The sequence below is a fragment of the Brevundimonas sp. TWP2-1 genome (assembly GCF_049897645.1).
In the GTDB taxonomy this organism is placed as follows: domain Bacteria; phylum Pseudomonadota; class Alphaproteobacteria; order Caulobacterales; family Caulobacteraceae; genus Brevundimonas.
Window position 1 is genome coordinate 1,388,421 of record NZ_JAFCWR010000001.1, and the last position, 22,349, is coordinate 1,410,769.

Here is a 22,349-nt window from a genome sequence, read left to right on the forward strand (position 1 = left end):
GGCGCATCCGCTCGGGCTTAAGCCCTTTTGGGATCGTTAGACTGGAGGGGTGCGCAAACACGGCGGATCAGGCTCATGGCGCGACCTGCGTCTGCGTTTCGATCTCCACCATCACCACGTCGTGGACTCGCATTGCCACGTCCATTTGACCTCGCCCATCGGCGCCGACCGTCAAGACACGAGTTTCCGGCTCGTCCTGCGTCAACGCCTGTAGCTCGCCTAGCTGGGCGTCGCTGAGCGCCGCCGGCGATCCCATTTCCAGATAGGCCGTGTAGGCGTCATTGGCCTTGAACCCGACGCGGCGGACGCTGGCGGTGTGAACGCCGGGGCGCAGGCCCCCCACTTCGATCCGCAAGGGCGCCGCAGCGGCCGGCTCGCGCACCTGGCGGAAGAACGGCCGGTTGCTGATCGGCTGGTCCGGCAGTTCATAACGCCAGGCCAGCACCTGAACCGTCCCCCCCTTCAGCGCCGCGATGCTCTGCGCGTCGCCGGTCGCCAGCTCCCGGTCGCCGAGGCTGTTCAGATATTTGTAGGCGAAGAAGGTCGGCTTGCGGATCCCTTGCGGGTTCATCAGGCCGAAGCCGCCGTCGAACGGCCTGGTCTGCGGCCCCGGCTCCTCGAACAGGTCGCTGAAGGCCCAGTAGCTCATGCCCTGAACCAGGCCCTCGCTCTCGCGCAGCTTGGTCAGGATGTAGGAGGCCCCGAAATAGTCGTCGTGGATCGGATCGCGCGGATTGTAGCTGGTGCTCCATTCGGTGAAGAACAGCGGCAGGCCCGGCCGGGTCGAGGCCTCGATCTCGCCCCTCACCTTGCGCACGTCGCTGACCACGGCGTCGGGCGCGCGCGACAGCTTGTTGTCGCCCTCCCCCTTCTCGTCCAGGAAGCCGCCCTCGACCCCATAGGTGTGGGTGGTCACGAAATCGACCGGCAGCTGATGCTGGTCGGCATATGCCAGGAACTCAGGCACCCAGGCCGCGCCCGCCGTCGATGGCCCGCCCACCCGCAGGGTCGGATCCACAGCCTTGATGGCCCGGACCGTACGCCCATAATAGTCGAAATAGGCCGCCTGATCGGCCCGTTCCCAGAAGCCGTCCAGGTTCGGCTCGTTCCAGAACTCGAAATACCAGGACCGCACCTCCTCTGCGCCGTAGCGGTCGATCAGATGACGCACTAAGGCCTCGACCAGCCCGGTCCACTTCTCGGGCTGCGGGTGGGAAGTGTTGCCCTTCCAGTAGAAGAGGGTCTGATCCGACGTCTTCATCGCATCCGGCGTGAAGCCCAGTTCGATGAACGGCTTGATCCCCATGCCCAGGAAGCGGTCGTAAAGCTGATCGACGCGGGTCCAGTCATAGACCGGCTGGCCGTCCACCTCGCGATAGACGCCCATGTCGTCATGGAAGATGTCGTGGAAACGAATGTATCGGAACCCCAGTTCGTCGCGCACCGTCTTCAACTGGGCCAGCGCCTCCTCGCGGATCGTCGTGCCCGGATAGTCGGCGCCCACCGAGAACTCGGCCATTCTGTCGCGCGGCGTCCCCGGTGCGGCCGCGTCGATCACCAGCGACCTCGCCATCGGCCGATCCTGGGCGTTTGCAGCACTGGCTAGCCCGCCCAGACCAATCACCGCCGCCGTTACAAGCCCGCCCAGCGCCGCCTTCCGCATCACTTCCACCCATGATCATATTTTCATCATTGGTAGCGCTATCATAGTTGCGCCACAAGCACGATCGATCTGCTGCCGCATGCGGCTCGACGTTCCGGAGACGCGCGCCAGAAAGCCGTCCACCAGGTTCGCGACGCCATGTCCCCGTGCGCCAGGAAAGACGGAATGATGGGTTGGCGGTTCTGTCAGTCTAACGCTAACTCGTCTCCGCTTCAGGGCCGCTTTAGGGGCTGATCGGAGCTCGCATGTCGTGCAGCCGCTATCGCTTCGCCGCAGCGGTGATCCGCCAAGCCTTATGGCTCTACTTACGCTTCAGCCTCAGCCTTCTTGACGTTGAAGAGTTGATGGCAGCTCCAAATTACGGGTGAACAGCCGGAACCTTCATCGCCAGGATTTCGCGGGTGCGGCGGGTGATGCCGTAGAGCATGCCGGGCTGGGTCTCGTCCCAGTCGACTGCCTGTCCCTCGGCCTCGATGCCCAGCGTCTCGACGTGATCCAGCACGCCGCCGCCCATCGGGAGGGCCACGACGTAAAGCTCAGGCAGATCGTGGCCGGTCAGATACAGCCGCCCATCCGGCCCCCAGCCGCCGCCGGAGATGCTCATCGGCGCGATCCGCTCCAGGATCGAGGGCGGCAGGGCCCACCCCTCAAGCCGGCGCCACTCGTCGTCGAAACGGACCAAAGTGGTGTGGCGATGATCGCGCGGCGCCTCGCCGCCCCGCCCGTCATAGTTGGCGAACATGGCCCACCATGATCCCTCGTGACGATCAACCCAGGTGATCGAGCCGGTTCCCAGGCCTAGCGACAGGCTGCGCTTGTGGTGCAGATCGATAGGATCGAACACCTCGACCGTGCTGACGTGCGGCGTGGCGGGAAAGTTTGAGCTGGCGCAGACCAGTTCGGCCGCGATCACATTGCACGAGTTGATGTGCGGAAACCGTGCGCGGTCGCCGGTCCATTCCGCCTGTTTCTCGCCGCTGGCCTTGTCATAGCGAACGAGGGACCAGTTCGAAACCGCATAGACGGCGTCCGGCCCCACCGCCACGCCCTGGCGCGCGTCCGACGCATAGCGCCGCAGGGTATCGGCCCTTCCCGCCAGAACGACCGGCGCAGGCGCGGCGTGTTCCACAGGCGCCGGCGCCGCCTGGACGGCCGACAGCATCAGGGCGGACAGGCTCGAGACGGACATGGCGGACCTTTCGAAGGCGAGAACGGCCGCCCCCCCCTCAGGGAAGCGACCGTTCAAATCGGGATCAGAAGCTGGCCGACAGACCGACCCAGTAGGTCCGGCCATAGTTGGCCGATTCCTGCAGATAGGTGCGGCCCGGTCCGGTCACTTCGCGACGGCCGGAGTTCGACAGGTTCTGACCCTCGGCGAAGACGGTGACGCCGTTAGCGAACCGCCAGCTGACCGAGGCGTCATAGGAATGGCGGCCCTTCCAGTACTGGTCGGCGTTGGGGATGGTGTCGTTGATCGTCTCCAGGAAACCGCCGATATAGTTGTGCGACACCCGCGCCTCGATCGGCCCGCGCTGGTACCAGATCGACTCGTTTGTCGTGGTCGAGGGCTGCTGGAACAGACCCGTGTGACGCTTGCCCGCTGTGGTCAGGAAGGTGAACTCGGTGTCCAGGAAGGTGGCGTTGGCGCTGACGCCGAACCCGTCGAACGGCGCCGGCAGCATGGTCAGGGCCTGCTGGAACGCGACCTCGACGCCGCGGATCTTGGCCGTCTCGGCGTTCGTAGGCGTCGAGACGATCACCGCCTCAACGCCCCGGCCCACGTCCAGGTTCTGGATCGAGCTGAGGGTGAAAATCTCGTTGGCGATGTCCTTGGTGAACAGGGCGACCGACATCAGGCCGTCAGTCGGGTAATATTCGAAGGACAGGTCCAGCCCTTCGCTCTCGCGCGCCTTCAGGCCGGGGTTGCCGCGTGACAGCGTCGCCTGAGACCCGTCGAAACTGACGTTCTCGCTGGCCGCCAGCGAGCCGAAGTCGGGCCGGCCGATGGTGTTGGTCCAGGCGGCCCGCACCACCACGTCGTCGCGTACGTCCCAACGCAGGTGAAGGCTGGGCAGCCAGTTGTCGTAGTCGCCGCTGTTCGACACCGGCGTCAAAGTCGTTCCCGTAGCGCGCACGGCGTCCGAACCTACCTCGGTGCTCTCGTAGCGAAGTCCGCCCAGAAGGGTCAGGTCGCCCATCCGATAGCTGGCCTGGGCGTAGCCTGCGAAGACGTCCTCGTTGACGTCATAGTCCCCGGTCGGCGCGGCGGTTGTCGCGACGAAGTTGGCGACGTTGGCCTCATAGAAATCTTCGGCCGTCGCCACGTCGATGCGCGGGGTCAGGCGATACTGCCCCTCAATCAGCTTGTCCGGTCCCGGCCGATCAACCTGATCCAGCGTGTAGATGAAGCCGGTTCTGGCGGTGTAATCCGTGCGGCTGGAGGTATAGCTGCGGTCGCTGGAGCGCAGCACGGCGCCGAACTTCGCCTTCAGATTCCGCGTATCGCCGCCGTCGTCGAAGGCGAGGTTGAACCGGGCCTGGGTGGTGTTCTCGTCGGTCTCGACCAGCGAGACGCGGCGTTGCTGAAGATTGAACAGGGCCGGATTGCTGAAGGCTGTCGGATTGGTCGGCGTGAAGGCCGGGAAGAAGTCCGACGTGTCGTAGCTGAAGCCGAAGTTGGCGTTCGACGCCGTGCGGAACTCCATCGAGGTGTTCGGCGTCTCCAATCCGGCCTGCGAATAGAACAGGTCGCCGTCAAGTCGCAATTGCGGCGTGGCGTCCCAGCGGAAGGCGGTGCGGCCCAGGCCGATCTCACGGCGAGTGATCGGCTGGTTCAGGCCGACGATGTTGCGGCCCGTGGCGAAGCTGCCCGAGGTGCGCGTCTGGTTGGTCACGTTTCCGGTCGGCTCGGTGCGGAACTCGATGCGTTCCTCGTCGTCTTCCATACGGGCGTACAGCGCAGACGCCTCCCAGCGGAAGTCCACGTTCGGCCGCCACTCCAGCTTGCCGTTCACGCCCGAGCGCTGCTTGGTGTTGTTGTACCAGAACAGACGCAACTGGGTCGGCACCTGGATGCCGTTGCCGGTCGCCGCGCCCGAGTTCACCGGCGCGCCGGCCGGGGTGTATTCGCGGATCGAGGGGGCGGCGGCCTCCACCTGGGGAATGTCGTAGTCGAGCTGTTCGTGCGAGGCGCCGATCACCACGCCCCATTCGTCGGCCGCGCCGAACCGGCGACCGGCGGCGAAGGACAGGCGATAGGACGGATCGTCATTGCGCACGTCGCCGTGCTGCTCGTAGACGCCGTAGGAGGCCATGCCGTTGAAGAAGGGCCTGGAGGCGTCGAAGGCGCTGCGGGTGGCGATGTTGATGACGCCGCCGATGGCGTTGCCGTCGTTCTCGGGCGTCACCGTCTTGATGACCTCGACCCGGCCAGCCATGACCGAGGGCACGATGTCCATCGGCACTGTGCGCGCGCTCTCATCCACCGAACCGACGAAGGCGCCGTCGATGGTCGTGCGGTTATAGGTCGAGGCCAGCCCACGCAGGATGGGCCAGCGTGGCTCGCCCTGGTCCTCCATGACCGACACGCCCGGAATGCGACGCAGGGCGGCGGCGGTGTTGTGGTCAGGCAGCTTGCCGATGTCGTCCGCTGACACCGCGTCCATGACCTCGAACTCTGCGCGTTTGACGGCGATGGCGGCGCGCTGGGCCTCGCGCTGCCCGGTCACGACGATCTCGTCGACCTCGGCGGCCTGACCTGTTTCCTGCGCGCGCGCCGAGGCGGCAAAGGCGGCCGTGGCCAGGGCCGTGGTGGCGAGAAGCAGCGGCCCATAGGCCCGCCGTGCGATCTTGATGGTCATGGCATCCCCCGATGTCGATCCGACGACCGCGCCCTAAGGCGAGCCGATGACGCTCGGATCACTGTTCGACGGCGCCGGGGCGAACTCTTGATGACGCGGAGGTGGTGTTTGGGCGGTCACGCGGATCGATCAACTTGCGGTAACTTAGGCAGTGGCTGGGATCTATCGTGGAATTAGGATCTGTAGTTCACCACGCGGAAATCTAGGGCTTAAGCATCCAGGTTGTTGAGCAAGTCGGCGCCCACGATCAAACTCGGCCCCCCTTCCGCACCTGCAGTAACGGACTCGCTGCGGTGAAGATCAGGGGCACGTCCCGAAAATTGACAGGTCCCAATCGGATGCGGCCGACCGTGCCTTTTAGGACGGTCGTTCCGTGTCGGGTCGCGCCGCGGATGGCTCCTGCGGGGGCAAGTCGCGGATTGTTCTCCGTCCAACCGAGCGCGCTCAAGGCTCCGCCCGACGCCGCGGACACGCTCGTATCGACCAGGGCCTTGAATGTAACTCCATCGATTTCGACGGGCACTTCCAGAAGACCGCTGGCGGCATTGTCGAAGACGACGCGATTCTGGGTGAACATCTCCATGCCGACAATGCCCCGGGGCTTCGGTGACGGTCGCGTTCGGCAAGGCGAGCATGCCGACGTCCGTGATGTCGAACAGGGATGTTTTGAACCAATCGACGCCATAGATACGGGCTTGCTGTTGGCCCGCGACGCCGCCGATGCCCATTTCGCCGATGGCGGGCAAGCCCAGTTCATCGACCAGCGTCGGCGTGACGAGACTGGTCTGCGCGGCGGTGTCGACCACCATGCGGAACGGTCCCTTGCCGTTGATCTCGGCCTCCATGGTTGGTCGTCCGCGTGTGTCGCGGGTCAAGACCGCCACTGTCTGACTGGCGACCGCCTCGGCAACAGAGGACTGTTGCTGCGGCTCCCCGGCCGAGGCCTGCATCGTCGTCAGGGCCGCGAAGGAATGTCCGGGTCGAAACGAAGCGCCACCTCGGCCCCGCCGCCTGGAGCCTCTCTGATTTCCACCGCGCCTTCGTGGCGATCCACCACCGCCTTCAGCGCAAAACGCCCTGCCCATTCTAACAGGCTCAGGTCAGCAATGCGCCATTAGCAGTCATGTCGATCTCGCCAGTGACGATTAATGTCGGTACGGCTTTTCCAGCCAAATAGCCCCCAGCGGGAGAGCCCGCACGAAGCGGGATGCCGATCGGCGCATTTCCAGACAAGACGCCGTGTGCGCCTAATGCGCACTGTCGCCTGAACCCTTCGAGGAGCCGAACATGGCGATGACCGTCGCAGACCTGCTGGCGAAGACCCTGGCCTCGGCCGGCGTGCGCCGAATATGGGGCGTTACGGGCGACAGCCTGAACGGGTTGAACGACAGCCTGCGCCGCTTCGACGACATCCAGTGGATGCATGTCCGCCACGAGGAAACGGCCGCCTTCGCTGCGGGCGCCGAGGCGGCGATCACCGGCGAACTGGCGGTCTGCGCCGGCAGCTGCGGGCCGGGAAACCTGCATCTGATCAACGGCCTGTTCGACTGTCATCGCAACCGGGTTCCGGTGCTGGCCATCGCCGCCCACATCCCCTCCTCCGAGATCGGCCTGGGCTATTTCCAGGAGACCCATCCGCAGGAGCTGTTCCGCGAATGCAGCGACTTCTGCGAACTGGTGTCCAATCCCGCCCAGATGCCGGGCGTCCTGGCGCGCGCCCTGAACACCGCCGTCGGCAAGGGCGGGGTGGCGGTGATTGTCCTGCCCGGCGACGTGGCCCTGGCCAAGGCGCCCGACGGCGCCTCGCCCGACTGGAGCCCGCCCGGCAAGCCGCGCATCAGCCCTGCGCTGGCCGATGTGGCGCGCGCGGCCGAACTGCTGAACGGCGCAGAGAAGGTCACCATCCTGGCCGGCAGCGGCTGCGCCGGAGCCCACGATCAGGTCCTGGCTCTAGCCGACGCGCTTCAGGCCCCTGTCGTCCACGCCCTGCGCGGCAAGGAGCATGTTGAATGGGACAATCCCTATGACGTGGGCATGACCGGCCTGATCGGCTTCTCGTCCGGCTATCACGCCATGATGAACTGCGACGCCCTAATCATGCTGGGCACCGACTTCCCCTATCGCAACTTCTATCCGGCGGACGCCAAGATCATTCAGATCGACCATGACCCGTCCAGCCTGGGCAAGCGCGCCCACCTGGCCCAGGGCGTGGTCGGGGATGTGGCAGAAACCGTCGCCGCCCTGCTGCCGCAGCTGAAGCCCGAGCGGTCGTCGCGCTTCCTCGACGCCGCGCGCAAACACTATGGCGAGGCGCGCAAAGGCCTGGATGATCTGGCGCGGCCGTCGGCGAAGGGGCGCCCCATCCATCCGCAGTATGTGGCCGAGGTGGTCAGCCGACTGGCCTCCGACGACGCCATCTTCACCGCCGACGTCGGCACCCCGACCGTCTGGGCGGCCCGCTATCTGAAGATGAACGGTCGGCGGCGGCTGCTGGGGTCGTTCAACCACGGCTCCATGGCCAATGCGATGCTTCAGGGTATCGGCGCCCAGGCGGCCGCGCCGGACCGGCAGGTGATCTCCCTGTCGGGCGACGGCGGCTTCACCATGATGATGGGCGATTTCATCAGCCTGACCCAGCTGGGTCTGCCGCTGAAGGTGGTCGTGTTCAACAACGGCTCGCTGGGCTTCGTCGCCATGGAGATGAAGGCCGCCGGCTTCCTGGACACCGGCACGGACCTTCAAAACCCCGACTTCGCCGCCATGGCGACAGCCATGGGCGTCAAGGCCTTCCGCGTCGAGGAGTCCGACCAGCTTGAGGACGCCATCGCCCAAGCCCTGGCCCACCCCGGCCCCGCCCTGGTTGATGTCGTCACCGCCAGCCAGGAACTGGTCATCCCACCCAAGATCAAGCTGGAACAGGCCAAGGGCTTCAGCCTGTTCATGCTCAAGGCCATCATGAATGGCCGCGGCGACGAGGTCCTCGAACTGGCTCGCACCAACCTCTGAAGTCCGGACAGCAAAACCCCGCCCCGCATCGCTGCGGGGCGGCGTCTTCATATCGAGCCGATCAGGACTGGATGAAGGCCAGCAGGTCCGGGTTGATGACGTCGCCGTGCGTCGTCAGCATGCCGTGCGGGAAGCCCGGATAGATCTTCAGCGTGCCGTTGGGCAGGAGCGCAGCGGCTTTGACCGACGCGTCCTTGTAGGGAACGATCTGATCGTCATCGCCCTGAAGAACCAGGGTCGGCACCGTCATGACCTTCAGCTCTTCGGTGAAGTCGGTCTCCGAGAAGGCCTTGATGCCGTCGTAGTGGGCCTTGGCGCCGCCGGTCATGCCCTGACGCCACCAGTTGTCGACCACCGCCGGCATCTGCGTAGCGCCCGGACGGTTGAAGCCGTAGAAGGGGCCTGCGGCGACAGCCTTGTAGAATTCGGCGCGGTTAGCGGCGAGGCTGGCGCGGAAGCCGTCGAACACTTCAAGCGGCGTGCCCTCGGGATTGGCGGCGGTCTTGAGCATCAACGGCGGGACCGCGCTGACCAACACGGCCTTGGCCACACGTCCGGCGCCGTGTTTGACGACGTAGCGCACCACTTCGCCGCCGCCGGTCGAATGGCCGATATGGACAGCGTTGCGCAGGTCGAGATGTTCGAAAACGGCTGCGGCGTCGGCGGCGTAATGATCCATATCGTGCCCTTCGGACACCTGGCTGGAGCGGCCGTGACCCCGGCGGTCATGGGCGACGACGCGGAAACCTTTCAGGACGAAATACATCATCTGGGCGTCCCAGTCGTCCGAGCTGAGCGGCCAGCCGTGGTGGAAGACGATGGGCTGGGCGTCCTTGGGACCCCAGTCCTTGTAGAAGATTTCAACGCCGTCCGAGGTGGTGACGTAGGCCATGGTGTCGTCTCCGTTTGAAAATGCCGAAGCGGTCGATGCCGCCGAGGCGAGGGAAGGAAGAAGGGAGGAAAGTCCGAGCGCGGCGCCCCCGGCCAGAAGGCCGCGACGAGACGCCTGGGGGAAGTCGGATGCGAATGCCGTCATTTGCACAGGTCCCAGTGGGTCACGCGGTGCGGCCGCGCCCGTAATCGACACCGGCAGATTGACCCTGGGATCCGGCGCGGTCTTGGACCGAACCGCTGCACTTGGCGCCGCTGCATCGGCGAGCGTGTCAGGCAGCCATGCGACTCTCGCGCCGCCATTGGAACGGCGTGGTGTTCAGATGCCGGCGGAACAGGCGGGTCAGGTGTGCCTGATCGGCCAGGCCGCAGGCGTCGGCGATCTGGCAGAGGCTCTCGTCTGTCTGGAGCATCAGGGCCTTGGCCTTGTCCAGGCGGCGGCGCATGACATAGGCGTGCGGTGTCTCGCCGGTCATGACCTTGAAGGCGCGGCAGAAGTGGCTGGGGCTGAGCCGGGCGCGCGCGGCCAGATCCTCGACATGGATTCGCTCGTCCAGGCTGGCGTCGACGAAGGCCGCCACCTGCTTCATCTGCCAGGGCGCCAGGCCGCCGCGCACCGGTTCGACAGCGCGGACCGTTTCACGCGACCGATCATAGGCCTCGCCCGACCAGACCGGCAGGGCGCGCAGCAGCGCCTGGAGCTGGCCGACGCCTTGGCGCGCGGCCGCGGCGTTGCGATCCAGCGCGCCCTCGACCTCGGCCAGAATGCGGAATGCGGTCGGGCCCAGATTTTCCAGCGTCGGCGCGCCGACGCGGGTCTGCGTGAAGGATAAGAGTGCGTCGGTCATGGCGGCCTCCAGGGGATTTGTCTTGCCCCCAAACTGACGCCGCCCGTCGCTGTCCGCCATCGCACGAAGGGGTGGTGAAATACCGACTTGGTCTTGCCTGCCTATCCTTTGGTATGGGTTTGGCGCCGCGCGGGTTTCATCCAAGCCTGCAAACGCCGCGTCAGCGATGATGTCGTCATCTCCAGCCTGAAGGATCGCCATGTCATCCGCCGACCCCATGATCACGGACGACCCCTATGCCCGCACGGCCCAGGTCTATCCCCGGCTGAGCGAAGAGATGATGGCGCGCGTGCGCAACTACGGCGAGGAGGAAGCCGTCGCCCCCGGTCAGGTGCTGTTCCGGCGCGGCGATCGAAGGGCGGACTTCTTCGTCGTGGTGACCGGCGAGATCGCCATCGTCCGCCAGAGCGACACGGGCGGCGACGAAATCCTGATCACCCATCAACCGCATCAGTTCACCGGCGAACTCGACCAGGTGTCGGAACGCGCGCTGCTGGTCGAGGGGCGCTCGACCGCCGACGGCCGGGTGATCCGCGTCCATCACAGCGACCTGTCGCGGCTGATGTCGTCCGAGCCCGACATCGGCGAGCTGATCATGCGCGCCTTCATCCTGCGCCGGATGGGTTTCCTCTACCACGGCCAGGCGGGGGTGGTTCTGATCGGAGAGCCCAATGACGGCGACACCCAGCGACTGGAGCGGTTCATCATCCGCAACTCCTACCCGCTGCGCACCGTCGATCCCAGGACCGACCCGGCCGCCGCCAATCTGATGGAGATTTTCTCCGTCGGCGAGGGCGATCTGCCCGTGGTGATCTCGCCCGACCGGGCGGTGCTGTCGAACCCCAGCCTGCCGGACCTGGCCGATCATCTGGGCCTGACCGAACGGTTCGATCCGGCCGAGATCTGGGACGTGGTGGTGGTCGGCGCCGGGCCTGCGGGTCTGGCGGCGGCGACCTATGCAGCGTCGGAGGGGCTCTCGACGGCCGTGATCGAGACCCTAGCCCCAGGCGGTCAGGCGGGCACCAGCTCAAAGATCGAGAACTATCTGGGTTTTCCCACTGGGATATCGGGCCAGGCCCTGGCGGGGCGCGCCCTGGTCCAGGCGCAGAAGTTCGGAACCCGGATGTCTGTCTCTCGCGCCGCCGTCGCGCTGGATTGCGCCGCACATCCCTTCACGATCCAGCTGGAGGATGACCAGGTCGTGCAGGCTCGCGCCGTGGTGGTCGCGACCGGCGCCCATTATCGCAAGCTGGATGTCGCCGACTATGCCCGGTTCGAGGGCCACGGCATTCACTACGCCGCCACCGCGATGGAGGCGAAACTGTGCAGCGGCCTGGACGTCGTCGTTGTCGGCGGCGGCAACTCGGCCGGACAGGCGGCCATGTACCTGTCCCAGCACGTCGGCCATGTGCATCTGCTGGTGCGCGGCCCGGGACTGGCGGCGACCATGTCGGACTATCTGGTCCAGCGCATCCATCGCTCGCCGCGCATCACCCTGTATACCCACAGCGAGGTGACGAAGCTGGAGGGCGACCACCTGCTGTCCGGCGTGACCTGGACGGACCGATCGACGGGCGCACAGACGCAGGTGCCGGCGCACGCCCTGTTCGTCATGATCGGCGCGCGGCCTAATACGGACTGGGTCAAGGACTGCCTGCCGCTGGACGACAGCGGGTTCGTGATCACGGGCATGCCGTCCGAGACGGCGCCCGGCGCCTCGCCCTATGAGACCAGCCGACCGGGCATCTACGCCGTCGGCGACGTGAGATCCGGCTCCGTCAAGCGCGTGGCGGCGGGCGTGGGCGAAGGCTCCGTCGTGGTCCAGGCCATCCACGCCTATCTGGCGAGCGTCGATCAGGATTGACGCAAACGAAAACGGCCGCCTCTCGAAAGAAGCGGCCGTTCGATATGTCATTCAAAAGAAGCGCGGGATCGGTCCCGGATGCGGCGTCGGCGCGCCGACATCCACCTCCTGCTGGTCGATGTAGCACCAGCCCCAGCCCTCGGGCGGATCATAACCCTCGATGATCGGATGCTGAGTGGCGTTGAAGTGCGCACGGGCGTGGCGGTTCGGCGATTCATCGCAACATCCGACGTGACCGCACTCGCGGCACAGCCGCAGATGCACCCACCAGCTGCCGATCTTCAGGCATTCCTCGCATCCCGCCGCGCTGGGCGTCACAGGCGCGATGGTGTTCAGGTGGGAGCAGGTCATGGCGGCCTCGGTCAAAGGTTGAGCGCGCGGTCGAGACAGCGCGACAGATCATCGGCGGAACACGGCTTCTCCAGATAACAGCCCGCCCCCTCCGCCATGGCCCGTGTGCGGGTCACCGCGTCGGGAAAGGCGGTCATGAAGATCACCGGGAGTGCGGGTCGACTGGCGCGTATCACCCGCTGCAGCGCCAGGCCGCTCATCCCGGGCATCTGCATGTCGGAGATCACGCAATCGACCGCTTCGTTCGAACCCGCCAGAAAGGCCTCGGCGGAGTCGAACGCGCGCGCCTGAAGCCCCATGGATCGCAGCAGTCGTGTCAGACTGGAACGAACCATGCTGTCGTCGTCGACGACTGCGACCAGAGGGGGCGACTGCATTTTTGCGATACTCGGCGACCGCCAAAGGCGAGCCAGTCAGGGTGATCAGACGTTTCCGCGACGGCTGATCTCGAAAAGGAACCAGACGCGGCGTTCGGTCTCGTCGATCCAGTTCTCCAGCAGGCTGGTGGTCGCCACGTCGCCCAGATCGCTGGTGACGGTGTGGGCGGCGCGCATGCGCTGGGCCAGGTCGGCGTTGTCGTCGCGCAACTCGGCCAGCATGTCCTCGGGACTGACGTAGTCGGCGTCATTGTCCAGCACCCGCTGCAGCGTCTTGATCTGACCGATGGAGCGCAGGGTCGTTCCGCCGATCTTGCGCGCGCGTTCGGCGATGGGATCGGTCATGGCGATGATCTGGTCGCCCTGATCGTCCAGCATCAGATGATAGTCGCGGAAGTGCGGACCGGACATGTGCCAATGAAAGTTTTTGGTCTTCAGATAGAGGGCGAAGACATCTGCCAGCAGGGCGTTCAGCGCGCCGCCGATGTCCTGGGTCGCTTCGGTCGTCAGACCCGTCGGGGTCCGAAGCGGCGCCAGACGGCGGGTCTTGAGGGCTTGGTCATCCATGTCGCGATCCTTTCGGGGCTTGTTCGTTGACTGCACCCTAGGCCTGCGTGTCGGTAACCTATTGCTCGCGCCCTCTGCAATTTGGATGGAAACGCGGACATCGGATCGGCCGCCTCATCCTTTCGTTGCCGCTGCGCCGCTCCCTGCCGTAAGCGTGGGCGGCAAGCAGGGGAGTAGCAGCGTGATGTCAGTCCGACCGGATCAGGCGCGACCCTGGCCTGCCTCCAAGGCGCTGCGCCGCCTGCGGCTGTGGATCAGCCCGCCGCTGATCCTGGCCATCTTCCTGCTGGACACCTTCACGCCCCTGATCAGCGCCGTCGCCGTCTTCTACGTCGTGCCTCTGCTGATGCTGGGCGAGTTCCTGTCGGTCCGAAAGATCCAGTTCCTGTTTGCGGGAATGATCGGGCTGGCGACCTTCAGCCTGCTGTACGACCATGGCCCCAACCCGGAATTCGCGACCCTGCTGCGGTTTTGCGTCAGCATCGCCGCCATCAGCATCACCGGCCTTCTGGTCGTCAGGACCCTGCGGGACCGTCAGACGCTGCTAAGCCAGGCGGCAGCCTTGCGGGTCAGCGAAGCGCGCTATCGCAACATCTTCAACACCCTGGCCGTCGGCATCTGGGAGCACGATCTCGCCCCACTGAGGACGGCCCTGCGGCGGCTCCGCGAGACGGGGGTGGAGGATCTGCGCGGCTATCTGATGCAGCGCCCCGAGTTCGTTCGCGAAACCCAGCAGATGATCCCGATCACCGACGCCAACGACACGGCGCTGAGGCTGCTGGGCGTCGAACGCAAGGAGGACTTCTTCCAGACGCTGGCGGAAATCCTGCCCCCGACGGGCGGCAGCTTCATCGACTTCCTGGTCGCCTTCGACGAGGGACACAGCTACTATCAGGCAGAGACCGAAGTGCTGGACCGGAACGGTCGGGCCATACCGATCATCGTCGCCATCACCTTCCCGCCGCCGGGCGGCGAGACGGATCGGGTCCAGGCGGTCATCCTGAACATCGCCGAACGTCGTCGACTTCAGCTCGCCTTCGACCTCGCCAAACAGGACGCTGACCAGGCCCTGCGCGCCGCCGCCATGGGAGAGCTGTCGGCCTCCATCGCGCATGAGGTGAACCAGCCTCTGGCGGCTATCATGACCTCGTCCGAGGCCGCGCTGCGCTGGATGGACCGGTCCCCGCCCAATCTGGACGAGACGCGCGAGGCTCTGGCCGATGTCCTGCACGCCACCCGCCACGCCACCGGCGTGGTGAAGCGGGTGCGCAAACTGGTCAGCCGCAACCGGCCCGAGACCGAACGGGTCGCCGTGGACATGCTGACGACCGAGGCGCTGAGCCTGGTCCATCACGATCTCCGCCGCATGGGCATTACGATCAGCGCGCAGCTGGCCGCCGCTGACGCTGTCATCCAGGCGGATCGCGTTCTGCTGCAACAGGTCGTGGTCAATCTGTTGATGAATGCGGCCCAGGCCATGACCGCGGCCGAAACACCCGATCCGACCATCGCTGTGCGAACCCGTTTGCACGACGGCCAGGCCGTCATCGACATCATCGACAATGGCCCAGGGTTCGACGCCGACAGCGCCCAGCGTGCCTTCGACGCCTTCTACACCACCAAGGCCGAGGGAATGGGCCTGGGCCTGGCGATCTGCCGTTCGACCGTGGATGCGCACGACGGTACCATCGCCATCATCTCCGAACCGGGCGCCGGCGCCAGGCTGTCGATCGCCTTGCCTGTCCTCGCCGATTGACGGTCAGGCGCGGGCCTTGGGCGTCAGGTCTTGGGACAGCCGCACGAGATCCGCGACCGTGTGGACCTGCATCTTCCGCATCAGGCTGGATCGGTGCAGTTTGACGGTGACCTCGCTGAGACCCAGCTCAGCCGCCGCCTGCTTGTTCATCAAGCCGCCGACGACCAGGTCCATCACCTGCCGCTCACGCGGCGTCAGTTGTGCATAGCGCGCCTCGACGCCGGCGACGTCCCCGGCGCGTTCGCGCGTTCGCCGGTCGCGGTCCAGGGCCTCGTTGACCGCATCGATCAGATCCTGATCCCGGAAGGGCTTGGTCAGGAAGTCCACCGCCCCGGCCTTCATCGCCCCCACGGACATCGGCACGTCGCCATGGCCGGTTATGACGATGACCGGCGTCGTGACGCCCTGCGCCGTCAACGCCTTCTGAAAGTCCAGACCGCTCACACCGGGCATCCTGACATCGGTGATGATGCAACTGACGCGGCTGGAAGGCTGATCCGCCAGAAATGCCGTCGCGGATTCATAGAGGGTGGTCGCCAGGCCGATGGACCGGAACAGCGAATCCAAGGCGCGGCGCACCATCGGATCGTCGTCGATCACGATCACGACCGGCGTTTCGAGCTCAGTTCCGGTCAATCGCCCCTCTCCGGATGATCCATTCCCCACCTGCCTACGGAAGCTGGGCCGTCAGATCAATCCGGTGGACGCTCGACCAAGGGCCAGGTCGGGTCGGCGGCTCAAAGCCTCGACATCAGGCTACGGGCCTGAAGCGCGACAGCCATCGTCGCCGCACCGGCGCCGAGCATGACCACGCCGGTCCAGCCGAACCGCGACCAGGCGACCGTGGCGATTGCTGAACCCGCCGCGCCGCCCAGGAACATGGAACCCATGAACAGGGTGTTGATCCGGCTGCGCGCCTCCGGCCGCAAGGCGTAGACGACGTGCTGGTTCGACACGAGGGCGCTTTGCACGGCGAAGTCCAGCAGTATGACCCCGACGACCAGACCGGCGATCGAGGTCCAGGCGCCGAAGATGATCCAGGACGCCAGGGTCAGAAGCGCCCCCAGGGCGATCACCTCGTGCGGCCCGCGCCTGTCCGCGACCCGGCCTGCGAGGGGCGCGGCGATGATCCCGACCGCCCCGACCACACCGAAAAGTCCCGCGACATCGGAACCCAAGCCAAAGCGCGGCTCCTGCAACCGCAACGCCAGTATGGTCCAGAAGGCCGCAAAAGCGCCGAACAGCAGCGCCTGGGTCAGGGCGGCAAGCCTCAGGGCCGGGAACTCTCGCCACAGATCGATCAACGTGCGCAGCAGGGCGGGATAGGACAGTCGGCTATCGGGCCGGCTTGTCGGCAGGACCGCGAACATCAATCCGCCGGCGATCAGGGCCAGCGGCGCACCCAGCCAGAACATCTCGCGCCAGCCGAAGTGGGCGCCGACAAAGCCCGCCAATGTCCGGCTGAGAAGGATGCCGCACAGGACGCCTGACATGACCGTTCCGACCGTCGCGCCCCGCTTCGCCGGCGACGAAAGGTGGGCCGCAAACGGCACGATCTGCTGCGCGACGGTCGCCGTCACCCCGACCACCAGCGACGCGACGATGACCAGGGCCGCGCCGGGCGCCGCCGCCGTCGCCGCCAGCGCAAGAGCCAGCACCACGAACTGCCCGACGATCAGCCTTTTGCGCTCGATCAGATCGCCCAGCGGCAGCAGAAGGAACAGACCCAGCGCATACCCCAGTTGAGTGACCGTAGGCACGAACCGCGTCGCCTCGCCAGGCAGATCGCGCTCCATCAGCCCCAGCATCGGCTGATTGTAATAGATGTTGGCGACGGCCAGCCCTGCGGCGACGGCCATGGCGAAGATCAAGCCGCTGCTTACGCCCGGCGCGCTGGCCGCGTTTGCGGGTGCAGGCTGGTTTTGCTCTGTCATAAGAGGTTCCAGTTCAAAGGCGCGGACGTATCCTGCCCAGTCTGACACCCGCGTTCTTGTTCATTTCCGCTACTATGGCTCGACCTTCACCGGTGAGCGCATCCGCGACAAGATCGCGGCCTCCAAGAAGATGGGCTTTTGGACGGGTGGCCGGGATGCGGCCTGGGCGGTCGCTGTCGCATAAATTTCGCCAGTTCGCGCAAGTTTCGGCCCACAGCGCTTAATCTGACAGCGCTGACGACAGCAGGACGCCCGAAGCCATCGCGGCTTTGGCGAAATATTGGCCGTCAGACAGACTTTGATGATTGCCTTCAAAACCGACGATGAAAGCACAGCAGCAGTTCCAACACCCGGAGACGCCTCATCAGCCGACCAACCCTCCGATGCTTTCGCGCGCGGGCCGAAACAGCTTGGCGGCGGCAGCTTGAGATTTGGTCCGGTCAGGCAAGCTGCATCCCGCGACGTTCAACCTGAGCGCAGGTCGTTCTGATCGGCGCCGTCGCAGGCTTCCGGGCAAGACGCCCGGAAGCCTGCATTGGATCAGAAGTAGAAGCGAACGGCCGCCGTGACGGTGCGGCCAGGCAGAGCCTGGGCCAGCACGACGCCGCTGGCGGGAAGCGCGTCGGCCGACACTTCCGTCAGTGCGGTTTCGTCGAACAGGTTGTTGGCGGTCACCGACAGCACGACGCGGTCGATGGGGCGCACCTGGACGAAGGCGTTGACCGTGGCGTAGCCCGGCATCTTCAGCAGGTTGGCATCCTGGGTATAGCTGTCGGTCGTGCCGACGACGCTGGCGCCGACGGTGAACAGGTCCGTCTCGTACTGGGGCATGACCTGGAAGATCAGGTCGGCCTGACGACGCGGCGAGTTGCCGACCAGGGCCGCATCCTCGGCCTTGGTGATCTCGGCGCTGGTGACGGTGGCGCTGCCGGTCAGGCTGAACGGACCACGACGCACGCCGGCTTCGAACTCGGCGCCCTTGGCCTCGTAGCTGCGCTGGACCAGCACCAGACGGGTGACGCCGCCGGCATCCGCACGGATCTGCTGATTGGTTTCGCTCACCTCGGCCCAGAAGCCCGTGACGTTGGCGAACAGGCCGTTGGCGCGATACTTCATGCCGACTTCGGCCTGATTCACCGGATCGTAGGCCGCGTCCGCCTGCAGCAGGTCGCCGTCGATGGAGCTGATGGCCGGCGAACGCAGGATCTTGTCCGCCGCCGCGCGTGCGCCCTCACTGTAGCGGGCGAACGTCGAGAAGCTGTCCGAGACGCGATAGTTCGCGCTGACGGAATACGAAACATAGTCGTAGTCGTAGTCGACCGGCGTGGCGCTGGCCGCGGGGGCGAAGGCGAAGGTGCGCTCGGCTTCCGAAATGACGCCGTCGTTGTCCACGTCGATCGTGCGCACGTCGGTCAGGCTATTGGCCACGGTGCGGCCGTTGACGTCGCCGCTGTCGAAGCGGATTGATCCGCCCAGCGCCAGCTTGCCCAGCCGGTAGTTCAGCGAGGCGTAGGGCGCCAGCACCTTGTAGGTCACGTCCGTGCGCGAGTTGGACCCGGCGCCCGAAGGACCGAAGAAGTTGACCACCCCGTCCTGGGTGCGGGGCGTGCCGTTCGTATTGAAGATATCGACCAGGGCCGAGTTTCCGCCCCCCACGACGTCCTGAAGGAAGGGGATGTACTGGCGATCGAACTTCAGATCCTGCTGGGCCGAATAGACGCCCAAGGTGGTCGTCAGGTCGCCGCCGCCGATCTTCCAGACGCGGTTGGCGCGCAGGTCGTTGGTGAAGTTGTCCAGGCTGTCGATGTCGGTGTGGACCAAGGTCGAATAGGCCAGCAGGCCGTTGCCGTTCAGGGTCGTCGGGCTGGTGATCGCCTGACCGGCGCGCGGTCCCGTCGCATAGGCCAGGGTTCCAGGACGACGGCCGAACGCCAGGGGCGCCTGGGCCGCCGGCACCACGGCCAGCGGATAGTTGAAGGACTGATCGCCCGACTGTTGCGCGTAACGCATATGTTCGGAGATGGTCCAGCCGTGCAGGTTAAAGCGGGTCTGGAAGCCCAGCGCGCGGACCTGAACCTGATTGCCGTCCTGCAGATCGACCCGCTTCAGGTTGTTGTCGCCGTCCAGCAGCGGGAAGACCGTGGTGTTGCGCGACGTCAGGGTGTCGCGCGTCATCGAGAAGTTGGGCACGTCGCTGTAGTTGGGATCGTCGTTAGTTCCCGAAACCAGCAACGGCGTCGGGCCATAGGCGACGACGGTGTCGTCCAGAATCTTGCCGTACAGACGCACGAAGCCGCCGTCGAAGGTCTTGGTGATATTGGCCTTGATCTGGCCGCCCTTGTTGCCCGTGAAACCCGCGTCACGCGGGCCTTCGCCCTCGCGGTAGAAGCCGCCGACATGGAAGCGCACGGTGTCGCTCAGGTGGCCGCCATAGCTGAAGTCGCCGCGGTAGGTGTCGTAATCCAGCCCAGAAGAGACCTGGAGCGAGCCGCCTTCGATTTCACCCGTCTGCGAGATCAGGTTGATCACGCCGCCCGGCGCGTTGGAGGCGAAGGTCGAGGACGACCCGCCGCGGATCGACTCGATCTGTCCGACGTTGAAATCGTAACGCAGAAAGTAGTCGGGCGTCAGCGCCAGGATGTCGCCGAACTCCAGGACCGGCAAACCGTCCTCCTGGAACTGCAGATATTTGGAGCCGGTGCTGACCATGGGCAGGCCGCGGATCGTGTAGTTACCGTTGACCTCGCCCGTGCTGGCCTCGGCGCGAATGCCCGGAATGGTGCGAAACAGGTCATTGACCGAATAGGCGCCGATCTTGGCGATCTCGACGTCATTGATCGAGCTGGTCGAGGTCGCGCTGTCCAGCCTGTCGCGCGCCTTGGCCACGCCCGTCACGATCACGTCGTCATTGGCCCGCGTCCGGCTGGCCTCCCAGGCGGTCTGACGCTGGGGCGCGGGCTGCGTCTGCGCGTAGGCAGGCATGGCGAGGATAAGCGGCGCGATCGCGGCCGTGAAGTACAGGGATTTCAAGGAAGCCTCCAAGGCGTTGTCTTGCAGTGTGACGACTGGACAACTGATTTTCGTTCGGAAATTCTTCCATGCAGTTTCTTGCATGGCTCTCATCAATAAAACACGGATGTGTTTGATGATTTATAATGCCAGACTACGGATTAATACTGACATAACGGCGCTTACAAAGCTCGGATTGCTACGCCGGTTTCTTCTACAATCAACTGGATCGATATCTTAGAACTCGTTCCAGTCGTCATCGGCGGCCTCGCTCGACAGGGCGAGCGCACCGACCGTGCGGATGGCCTTGGGCGCCGGCCTGGGGGCGGACACAATGTCTCGGCGTGGCGCCGGCGCGGCGGACAGCGACCCAGAGGTCGCCGCATTCAGCCTGAACCTCGAAACTAGGGTCGCCAGTTCGTCGGCTTCGGTCGCCAGTATGCGCGCGGCGGCGGTCGCCTCTTCCGCCATGGCGGCGTTCTGCTGGGTCATGCGGTCCATGCTGCCGACGGCGCTGTTGACCTGCTTCAGGTTCTCGGACTGAACCTGCGCCCCGTGCGCGATGTCCACGATCAGAGTGTTGGCGTCGCCGATCTTGGACACGACCCGCGCCAGCATCTCGCTGGTTTCGCCGACGCGATCGACGCCCAGTTTAACTTCCTCCGACGACCGGCTAATCAGTTGCTTGATGTCCTTGGCGGCGTCGACGGTGCGCTTGGCCAGTTCGCGCACCTCGCCGGCGACGACGGCGAACCCGCGTCCGGCATCGCCCGCCCGCGCGGCCTCGACGCCTGCGTTCAAGGCCAGCAGATTGGTCTGCAAGGCGATGGCGTCGATCATGTTGATGATCTCGCCGATCTCCTGCGATCCGGCCTTGATGGCGTCCATCGCGACGATCGCTTCCTCAACGATCACTCGGCCGTCCGCGGCGTCGCCATTGGCCAGGGTGATGGCGTTGCGGGCATTGGCCGCGCTGCGCGCCGTGTCCCCGACCATGTCGGTGACGTGATTGGTCGCGGTGGTCGTCTGCTGAAGGCTGGACGCCTGCTGTTCGGTTCTCAGCGACAGGGTTTCGGAGGCCGAGCAGATTTGCGTGGCGCCCAGTCGAACGCTTTGCGCCGACCCAGCCACGCTGGCCAAGCTCTCTTCCAGACCCTGCACCGCCACGTTGAAGGCCGTGCGCAGACGCTCGTACTCCGGAGCGAACGGTGTGCGAATGGTGTGGGTCAGATCGCCGGCGGCCAGAGCTTCCAGGGCCGTGTCCAACTCCTCCACGACGTGACGTTGCGCGGTGTCGGCGACCATCTTCTCGCGTTCGGCGGCGTCCTTAGCCAGGTCGGCGGCCGCCTTGGCCCGTTCGGCATCAGCCTTGGCCAGCGCCGTGTCGCGGAACACCAGGACGGCGCGCGCCATATCCCCCAGTTCGTCGGCATGGCTGGCGTCCACGACGATGTCGTTGTCGCCCTTGGCCAGTTGCCCCATGGCCTCGGTCAGGACCGTGATGGGGCGCGCGATCATGCGGCTGAGCATGGCCGACAGGACCATGGCGATCGTGATCAGGGCGATGCCGCCGACGATCAATGCGATGATCGCCGTGACGATCGCGGCTTCCTGACGCTTCAGATTCGCCTCGGTGACGGCGGCTTCCGCCTCACGCAGATCGCGCAGAGGCAGGACGGCGTCGCTGACCAGCACCTTTTTGCCGGCGTCACGGACTTCTTGCTGGGCCTGCTCGCGCTTGCCCGCCCGAACTTCGGCGATGATGCGATCACCCCAATCGGCTCTCCAGGCCAAGGTGGCCAGGCGCGATTTTTCGAGCAGCGCCTGCTTTTCAGCGCCTGCAAGCTGCCCCTGCAGCTCGACGACGACCTTGTCGAACTCGTCGCGCCCTTCGAAGTAGGATTTCAGATAGGTCTCGTCGCCCGTGACCAGAAAACCCCGGAACTGACTGTTTTGACGCAAGATCGCGGTTTCCAGCGACATCGCCTGGGCTTCGATCGTGCGGCTGAGATTGTTGCTCTCGATGGACGAGCGGATCATCATGATCGTCGCGAAGAAGACCGCCATCATGATCGCCGCCGAAACGCAGATCAGAATGAAAGAAAGCCGGAGCTTTCTCGGAATTCGCATCTTAGACATCATGAGCCCGCCCCTTTTACGCACTTATACTTACGACTATGAGGCAGGCCGATTACTCAGCCGACACCACCCCCATGACCCAAA

17 protein-coding genes are annotated in these 22,349 nt (G+C 65.4%); 4 read left to right on the top strand and 13 right to left on the bottom strand.

Annotation, left to right across the window (positions count from 1 at the left end; genetic code table 11):
* Positions 1–73: 73 nt before the first annotated feature.
* From ACP7BH_RS06915 to ACP7BH_RS06930, 4 genes are all read right to left on the bottom strand, one after another.
* Complete coding sequence (locus tag ACP7BH_RS06915; RefSeq protein WP_426043340.1) at positions 74–1,663, bottom strand: GH39 family glycosyl hydrolase; 1,590 nt, start codon at positions 1,661–1,663, stop codon at positions 74–76.
* Positions 1,664–2,021: 358 nt separating this feature from the next.
* Positions 2,022–2,852, bottom strand: a complete 831-nt coding sequence (locus tag ACP7BH_RS06920) for a hypothetical protein (protein ID WP_425982701.1) — start codon at positions 2,850–2,852, stop codon at positions 2,022–2,024.
* 64 nt (positions 2,853–2,916) lie between these two features.
* On the bottom strand, positions 2,917–5,523 hold the full coding sequence (locus ACP7BH_RS06925) for a TonB-dependent receptor (RefSeq protein WP_425982700.1): 2,607 nt from the start codon (positions 5,521–5,523) through the stop codon (positions 2,917–2,919).
* A 209-nt stretch (positions 5,524–5,732) separates the two neighbouring features.
* Entirely contained in the window at positions 5,733–6,368 is a 636-nt protein-coding gene (locus ACP7BH_RS06930) for an aspartyl protease family protein (protein WP_425982699.1), read from the bottom strand.
* Between the two features lie 442 nt (positions 6,369–6,810).
* On the opposite strand from ACP7BH_RS06930, the gene poxB reads away from it, so the two are divergent.
* The gene (poxB, locus tag ACP7BH_RS06935) at positions 6,811–8,529 is read left to right on the top strand and encodes a ubiquinone-dependent pyruvate dehydrogenase (RefSeq protein WP_425982698.1); all 1,719 of its coding nucleotides are present in this window, start codon (positions 6,811–6,813) and stop codon (positions 8,527–8,529) included.
* 61 nt (positions 8,530–8,590) lie between these two features.
* Here poxB and ACP7BH_RS06940 read toward each other — a convergent pair whose 3' ends face one another.
* Both ACP7BH_RS06940 and ACP7BH_RS06945 read right to left on the bottom strand, forming a co-directional pair.
* Positions 8,591–9,421, bottom strand: a complete 831-nt coding sequence (locus ACP7BH_RS06940) for an alpha/beta fold hydrolase (protein ID WP_425982697.1) — start codon at positions 9,419–9,421, stop codon at positions 8,591–8,593.
* A 271-nt stretch (positions 9,422–9,692) separates the two neighbouring features.
* Entirely contained in the window at positions 9,693–10,268 is a 576-nt protein-coding gene (locus ACP7BH_RS06945) for a helix-turn-helix transcriptional regulator (protein ID WP_425982695.1), read from the bottom strand.
* Between the two features lie 199 nt (positions 10,269–10,467).
* Between ACP7BH_RS06945 and ACP7BH_RS06950 the strand changes: the two genes are divergently transcribed.
* Positions 10,468–12,132 carry an FAD-dependent oxidoreductase gene (locus ACP7BH_RS06950; protein ID WP_425982693.1) on the top strand — a complete coding sequence of 555 codons (1,665 nt, stop codon included), beginning with the start codon at positions 10,468–10,470 and terminating at the stop codon, positions 12,130–12,132.
* A 51-nt stretch (positions 12,133–12,183) separates the two neighbouring features.
* Here ACP7BH_RS06950 and ACP7BH_RS06955 read toward each other — a convergent pair whose 3' ends face one another.
* The 3 genes from ACP7BH_RS06955 to ACP7BH_RS06965 are packed head-to-tail and all read right to left on the bottom strand — an operon-like array spanning position 12,184 to position 13,427.
* A complete protein-coding gene (locus ACP7BH_RS06955) occupies positions 12,184–12,483 on the bottom strand; it encodes a UBP-type zinc finger domain-containing protein (RefSeq protein ID WP_425982691.1) in 300 nt (99 codons plus the stop codon).
* An 11-nt stretch (positions 12,484–12,494) separates the two neighbouring features.
* Positions 12,495–12,860 carry a response regulator transcription factor gene (locus tag ACP7BH_RS06960; RefSeq protein ID WP_425982689.1) on the bottom strand — a complete coding sequence of 122 codons (366 nt, stop codon included), beginning with the start codon at positions 12,858–12,860 and terminating at the stop codon, positions 12,495–12,497.
* 45 nt (positions 12,861–12,905) lie between these two features.
* Positions 12,906–13,427, bottom strand: coding sequence for a Dps family protein (locus ACP7BH_RS06965; RefSeq protein WP_425982687.1), 522 nt, complete (start codon positions 13,425–13,427; stop codon positions 12,906–12,908).
* A 184-nt stretch (positions 13,428–13,611) separates the two neighbouring features.
* On the opposite strand from ACP7BH_RS06965, the gene ACP7BH_RS06970 reads away from it, so the two are divergent.
* Positions 13,612–15,183 carry an ATP-binding protein gene (locus ACP7BH_RS06970; RefSeq protein WP_425982685.1) on the top strand — a complete coding sequence of 524 codons (1,572 nt, stop codon included), beginning with the start codon at positions 13,612–13,614 and terminating at the stop codon, positions 15,181–15,183.
* Between the two features lie 3 nt (positions 15,184–15,186).
* Here the strand turns inward: ACP7BH_RS06970 and ACP7BH_RS06975 are convergent, their stop codons facing one another.
* A complete protein-coding gene (locus tag ACP7BH_RS06975) occupies positions 15,187–15,819 on the bottom strand; it encodes a response regulator transcription factor (RefSeq protein WP_425982683.1) in 633 nt (210 codons plus the stop codon).
* Positions 15,820–15,920: 101 nt separating this feature from the next.
* Complete coding sequence (locus ACP7BH_RS06980; RefSeq protein ID WP_425982681.1) at positions 15,921–17,042, bottom strand: MFS transporter; 1,122 nt, start codon at positions 17,040–17,042, stop codon at positions 15,921–15,923.
* Here ACP7BH_RS06980 and ACP7BH_RS06985 point away from each other — a divergent pair.
* A complete protein-coding gene (locus ACP7BH_RS06985; protein ID WP_425982679.1) occupies positions 17,041–17,301 on the top strand; it encodes a hypothetical protein in 261 nt (86 codons plus the stop codon). The genes ACP7BH_RS06980 and ACP7BH_RS06985 overlap by 2 nt on opposite strands.
* Positions 17,302–17,657: 356 nt before the next feature.
* Here ACP7BH_RS06985 and ACP7BH_RS06990 read toward each other — a convergent pair whose 3' ends face one another.
* Both ACP7BH_RS06990 and ACP7BH_RS06995 read right to left on the bottom strand, forming a co-directional pair.
* The gene (locus ACP7BH_RS06990; protein ID WP_425982677.1) at positions 17,658–20,147 is read right to left on the bottom strand and encodes a TonB-dependent receptor domain-containing protein; all 2,490 of its coding nucleotides are present in this window, start codon (positions 20,145–20,147) and stop codon (positions 17,658–17,660) included.
* Between the two features lie 216 nt (positions 20,148–20,363).
* Positions 20,364–22,193, bottom strand: coding sequence for a methyl-accepting chemotaxis protein (locus ACP7BH_RS06995; RefSeq protein ID WP_425982675.1), 1,830 nt, complete (start codon positions 22,191–22,193; stop codon positions 20,364–20,366).
* Positions 22,194–22,349 lie beyond the last annotated feature (156 nt).

Bases quoted from the DNA above. Each gene is read 5' to 3' on its own strand.
- ACP7BH_RS06955 (WP_425982691.1), bottom strand. From the start codon at position 12,483: ATGACCTGCTCCCACCTGAACACCATCGCGCCTGTGACGCCCAGCGCG.
- poxB (WP_425982698.1), top strand. From the start codon at position 6,811: ATGGCGATGACCGTCGCAGACCTGCTGGCGAAGACCCTGGCCTCGGCC.
- ACP7BH_RS06925 (WP_425982700.1), bottom strand. From the start codon at position 5,523: ATGACCATCAAGATCGCACGGCGGGCCTATGGGCCGCTGCTTCTCGCC.
- ACP7BH_RS06915 (WP_426043340.1), bottom strand. From the start codon at position 1,663: ATGCGGAAGGCGGCGCTGGGCGGGCTTGTAACGGCGGCGGTGATTGGT.
- ACP7BH_RS06995 (WP_425982675.1), bottom strand. From the start codon at position 22,193: ATGGCGGTCTTCTTCGCGACGATCATGATGATCCGCTCGTCCATCGAG.
- ACP7BH_RS06930 (WP_425982699.1), bottom strand. From the start codon at position 6,368: ATGGAGGCCGAGATCAACGGCAAGGGACCGTTCCGCATGGTGGTCGAC.
- ACP7BH_RS06920 (WP_425982701.1), bottom strand. From the start codon at position 2,852: ATGTCCGTCTCGAGCCTGTCCGCCCTGATGCTGTCGGCCGTCCAGGCG.
- ACP7BH_RS06945 (WP_425982695.1), bottom strand. From the start codon at position 10,268: ATGACCGACGCACTCTTATCCTTCACGCAGACCCGCGTCGGCGCGCCG.
- ACP7BH_RS06960 (WP_425982689.1), bottom strand. From the start codon at position 12,860: ATGCAGTCGCCCCCTCTGGTCGCAGTCGTCGACGACGACAGCATGGTT.
- ACP7BH_RS06965 (WP_425982687.1), bottom strand. From the start codon at position 13,427: ATGGATGACCAAGCCCTCAAGACCCGCCGTCTGGCGCCGCTTCGGACC.
- ACP7BH_RS06940 (WP_425982697.1), bottom strand. From the start codon at position 9,421: ATGGCCTACGTCACCACCTCGGACGGCGTTGAAATCTTCTACAAGGAC.
- ACP7BH_RS06970 (WP_425982685.1), top strand. From the start codon at position 13,612: ATGTCAGTCCGACCGGATCAGGCGCGACCCTGGCCTGCCTCCAAGGCG.
- ACP7BH_RS06950 (WP_425982693.1), top strand. From the start codon at position 10,468: ATGTCATCCGCCGACCCCATGATCACGGACGACCCCTATGCCCGCACG.
- ACP7BH_RS06985 (WP_425982679.1), top strand. From the start codon at position 17,041: ATGGCGAAGATCAAGCCGCTGCTTACGCCCGGCGCGCTGGCCGCGTTT.
- ACP7BH_RS06980 (WP_425982681.1), bottom strand. From the start codon at position 17,042: ATGGCCGTCGCCGCAGGGCTGGCCGTCGCCAACATCTATTACAATCAG.